Origin of the sequence: Actinotalea ferrariae CF5-4 (assembly GCF_000603945.1) — a bacterium.
GTDB lineage: Bacteria > Actinomycetota > Actinomycetes > Actinomycetales > Cellulomonadaceae > Actinotalea > Actinotalea ferrariae.
In genome coordinates this window covers 1-4,094 of sequence record NZ_AXCW01000282.1, presented here as the reverse complement: position 1 = coordinate 4,094, position 4,094 = coordinate 1, and the positions used below count along the sequence as shown (strand labels likewise).

General features: G+C 75.8%; 5 protein-coding genes and 1 riboswitch. Of the genes, 3 read left to right on the top strand and 2 right to left on the bottom strand.

Translation table 11 applies throughout. The features are described from left to right. The coding region (locus N866_RS16330; protein WP_034228337.1) for an energy-coupling factor transporter transmembrane component T at positions 1 to 882 on the bottom strand (882 nt) is incomplete at its 3' end. A 13-nt stretch (positions 883 to 895) separates the two neighbouring features. Beyond that, positions 896 to 1,720 carry a hypothetical protein gene (locus N866_RS20105; protein WP_052023167.1) on the bottom strand — a complete coding sequence of 275 codons (825 nt, stop codon included), beginning with the start codon at positions 1,718 to 1,720 and terminating at the stop codon, positions 896 to 898. A gap of 138 nt (positions 1,721 to 1,858) precedes the next feature. Beyond that, positions 1,859 to 1,929: riboswitch (cobalamin riboswitch) on the bottom strand. Positions 1,930 to 2,050: 121 nt separating this feature from the next. Here N866_RS20105 and N866_RS16320 point away from each other — a divergent pair. The 3 genes from N866_RS16320 (at position 2,051) to N866_RS16310 (ending at position 4,082) form a co-directional block, all read left to right on the top strand. Next, positions 2,051 to 2,599, top strand: coding sequence for a cob(I)yrinic acid a,c-diamide adenosyltransferase (locus N866_RS16320; RefSeq protein ID WP_034228335.1), 549 nt, complete (start codon positions 2,051 to 2,053; stop codon positions 2,597 to 2,599). An 84-nt stretch (positions 2,600 to 2,683) separates the two neighbouring features. Next, positions 2,684 to 3,307, top strand: a complete 624-nt coding sequence (locus N866_RS16315; RefSeq protein WP_162177328.1) for a PilZ domain-containing protein — start codon at positions 2,684 to 2,686, stop codon at positions 3,305 to 3,307. Positions 3,308 to 3,443: 136 nt separating this feature from the next. Further along, positions 3,444 to 4,082, top strand: coding sequence for a thioredoxin-like domain-containing protein (locus N866_RS16310; RefSeq protein WP_034228338.1), 639 nt, complete (start codon positions 3,444 to 3,446; stop codon positions 4,080 to 4,082). Positions 4,083 to 4,094: the final 12 nt, after the last annotated feature.

The window sequence follows — 4,094 nt, the reverse complement described above, 5'->3', positions numbered from 1 at the left end:
CCCGCACCCGGCGACCGCGGACGCGCGCGTGTCCCAGCGGTCCGGGCGGTAGCGGGTCCGGCGCACGCGCCGACCGGCCAGGACGCCGCCCACGACCGCCGCCGCTGCGCCGAGCAGGAGCACGGGCACCCCGAGCCAGGCCGGGGAGGTGCCGTCGAGCAGCCCGTAGGTGCCGAGGACGGCCGCCACGAGCGCACCCAGGAGCAGGGCGCCGACGCGACGGTCGGAGGTGCCGGGCACGGCCCGCGCGTACCCGCGCGAGTCCATGGAGGCCGCGAGCGCGACCGAGCGGTCGAGCGCATCCGTCAGGACGGGCAGTGCGACGGCGGGCAGGGAGCGCCACCCGCCGGGGGCCGCCCCGCGCAGCCGCTGCGCGCGCCGCACCTGGGCGGCGGAGGTGACCAGCTGCGGCGTCACGCTCATGGCGATGACGACGGCGGTGCTGAGCTCGTGCAGCGCGGCCGGCAGGCTCCGCAGCGCCCGGCGGGGGTTGGCGAGCGCGTTGGCCGCGCCGAAGCAGATCACGAGCGCGGCCAACCGCAGGCCGCCGTACACGGCCACGAGGAGGCCGGTCAGCGTCACCGGTCCCAGCAGCTCCACCGCCACCGCCCAGGCCGGCAGCGGGACGCGGGGCAGGTCCAGGAGGACCAGACCCGGCGTCTTGATCCCGACGACGACGTAGAACAGGACGCGGACGACGACGATGCACACCCCCAGCAGGAGGTACCAGCGGAACGCCCGGCCCCAGGGTGCGTCCTCCCGGCGGGCGACCACGACCAGCGAGGCGGCCGCCACGAGGAGCCCGAGGACCACGGGGTTCGTGGTGCGCGTGGTCGCGACCACGAGCCCGAGGGCCCACGCCCACCACGCCAGGGGGTGCATCGTCGTCGCCGTCCTAGGACCGGGTGTCGGTCGCGTCGGCGTCCGGGACCGAGCGGCGCCGCGCCACGACGACCGCCGCGACGGCGAGGGCGGCGAGCAGGCCGAGACCCACGAGGAGCGGCACGGCCGGCCCCTGGGCCTCGTCGTCGCTCACGACCGCCGCCGCGTCGTCCTGCGTCGCGGCGTCGGGGGTCTCCTCCTCGGACCCCCCCTCCTCGGCCGGCGTCCCCTCGGCGGCGGGCTCGGTCGCGGCCACGATCGGCAGCGCGACGGCGGGACCCTCGCTGCCGTCGCCGTAGCGCCAGCCCTCGACCGCGCCCGGCACGGTGACGGCCGTGTCCGAGCCCTCCTGGTACGTCACCCAGGCATCGGCGCCGGCCTCGGCCGACCAGTACGACCAGTACGAGCCGGTGAACTCCGTGGGGCAGGGGTCGGGAAGGCCGTCGATGGCGCAGATGAAGCCGCCCGGGTCGCGCACCTCCGTGAAGCCGGCGGCGAGGAGGGCCTCCGTCCCGGTCACGCCGCCCTCCGGGGCGCACCCGACCTCGACGCCGCCCCCCAGGGCGGTCGAGTCGACGACGACGGTGACGCCCGCGGCGTCGGTGCACGCGCCGTCGACCGCGGCGGTGGTCACTCCGGTGCTCATTCCGGTGGTCACAGCGGCGGGTGCAGCGGCGGGTGCCGCGGCGGCGGGCGCGGCGAGCAGCGCGGCGCCCGGGGCCGCGAGGACGGTCACGGCAGCCAGGGCCAGGGTGCGGCGGGCGGCCCGTCGGACGCGGTGGCGGGGACCCGCGACGGGGCCCGGGACGGTGGGGTGGCGGTGGGTCGTGCGGAGCACGGTGCCTCTTTCTGAGCGGTCCGTGACGGACCCGGGACCGGCGCAGGATCCGGCCCCGCGCAGCGCAGGCCGGGGCGCAGTGGCGACCCGGGCTCCGTCCCGTATGCCTCGACGGTAGGAGCCTCTCGTCCCACGGCAGGTGTTCCGGCTCGTCGGGACGGGTCCCGACCTACGGTTGCGGGTCAGCGCCGGCTTCGGACCGGCTTCCCCTGCTCGCGGGCGCAGAGCGCCGACCCCGGTGGGTCGGCAGCGGTCACGCTACTCCCTCCGAACCCTGGAAGGATGCGACCGGCGCGTCGTCATCGGGACGGCGGCCGGAGGAGGTCACGCGTGCGGATCTACACCAAGGCGGGCGACGACGGCAGCACCGGGCTGTTCCTGGGCAGCCGGGTGCCCAAGTCGGACGTGCTCGTCGACGCCTACGGCGACGTGGACGAGGCGGTCTCCGTGCTCGGCGTGGCCCGGTCGACGTGCACCGACGCACGGCTCGCGACGGCGCTGCTGGAGCTGCAGCGCGAGCTGTTCGTCGCGGCCGCGGACCTGGCCACGAATCCGGCCCACCGCGACCGGCTCACCCCCGGCGTCTCGCAGGTGACCGTGGAGATGGTGGAGCGCGTCGAGGCGCTCATCGACACCCTCGTCGCCGAGCGCCCGCTGCGGCCCGTGTTCATCGTCCCGGGCGCCACGCCGACGTCGGCCGCGATCGACCACGCGCGGACGGTCGTGCGGCGCGCCGAGCGCAACGTCGTCCGGGCCCTGGAGGCCGGGCACCCGGTCAGCCCGCACGTGCTGCGCTACCTCAACCGCCTCTCGGACCTGCTCTTCGTCGTGGCGCGCCACGCGGCCGGCGACGCGGAGGAGCCGGCGAGCCACGACTGACGGCTAGAGTTCGCCGGCAGCGTCGGGACCCGGTCCGAGCCCGTGGGGGCGTGGACCGCGATCACGCGGGGAGGGTGGGCGGCCGTGGCACATGATCTGGACCGGTGTCGCGTATTCGGTGTCGAGGGCGAGCTGCTCGCCGAGGGCTTCGTCCGCGAGCAGGAGGCGTCGAGCCTGCTCGTCGAGGCCGAGCACTTCAGCGGACGCTGGCTGTCCCCGGGGGACCCCGTGGTGGTGGAGGTGCTCAGCGCCGTCCAGGGCGAGTGCACCTTCGACGCGGCCGTGACGTGGAGCGAGGCGCGCCGGATCGGCCTGGCGGGGCTCCGGCTCCGTGAGCGCCTGCAGAAGCGCGCGGCGGTGCGTGTCCCCGTCGAGCTCCCGCACCGTGTCCTGGAGCGCGTCGTCGGGACCGTGCGCGAACCGCTCGAGGAGCCGCTCGACATCGTCGTGCTCGACGTCAGCGCTTACGGGCTGCGCTTCCGGACGCGCGCCGAGGTGGAGACCGGCACGCACCTGGCGCTGACGTTCACCGCCACCCGTCGGCCGTTGGACCTCGTGCTCGAGGTCGTGCGGGTGCAGGAGCTGCGCTCCGACCACGCGTACGGCTCGCGCCTCGTCGACCCGGACGAGCGCACCACGGACGCGCTCTTCACGTTCGTCCTCGACGAGCAGCGGCGGCAGCTCGCGGAACGCCGGGACAGCTTCTGACGTTGGCACCTGTCGACAGCGGGTCCGGCCGGAGCCGGACGCCACGCCGTCGCGTCGCGTGCCCGACGTATCCTGCAGCCCCGGCTGCGGGGTGGGGCGCGGCGTGCGGCACGACGGACACGACGAGGAGGCCCCGGTGGGTGCAGGGAAGCGGGACGCGGCGGACGAGCGTCGCGAGCGGCTGGCGAAGGTCCAGGCGGAGCAGCGGAAGGCCGAGCGGCGGCGCACCGCCGTCGTCGTGGGTGTGGTCACCGCGGTCGTGCTGGCCCTCGCCGTCCCGGTAGGGATCTTCTTCTTCCAGGAGCTCAGCGCGCAGAACGAGGTCCGCGCGGCCGCCCAGGCGGACATCGAGGGCGTGGAGGAGGTCGAGGTCGCCAGCTCGGTGCACACCGAGTCCCCTGTCGACTACGCGCTCCTGCCGCCGTCCGGAGGCGACCACCACCCGATCTGGCAGAACTGCGGCTTCTACGAGGACCCGGTGGTCCCCGAGCACGCCGTGCACTCCCTCGAGCACGGCGCCGTGTGGGTCACGTACGACCCCGCGCTCGACCGGGCCCAGGTCGACCGGCTGCGTGAGCTGAGCGCCGCCAACCCGTACCTGCCGGTGAGCCCGCTCGAGGGTGCGGAGGCGCCCGTCGTCCTGAGCGCGTGGGGCGTGCGGCTCGCCGTCGAGTCGGTCGACGACGAGCGGCTGGAGCCCTTCCTCGTCAAGTACCTCCAGGGCCCGCAGACCCCCGAGCCCGGGGCGTCCTGCTTCGGCGGGGTCGGGGCGTGACGGAGGCCGTCG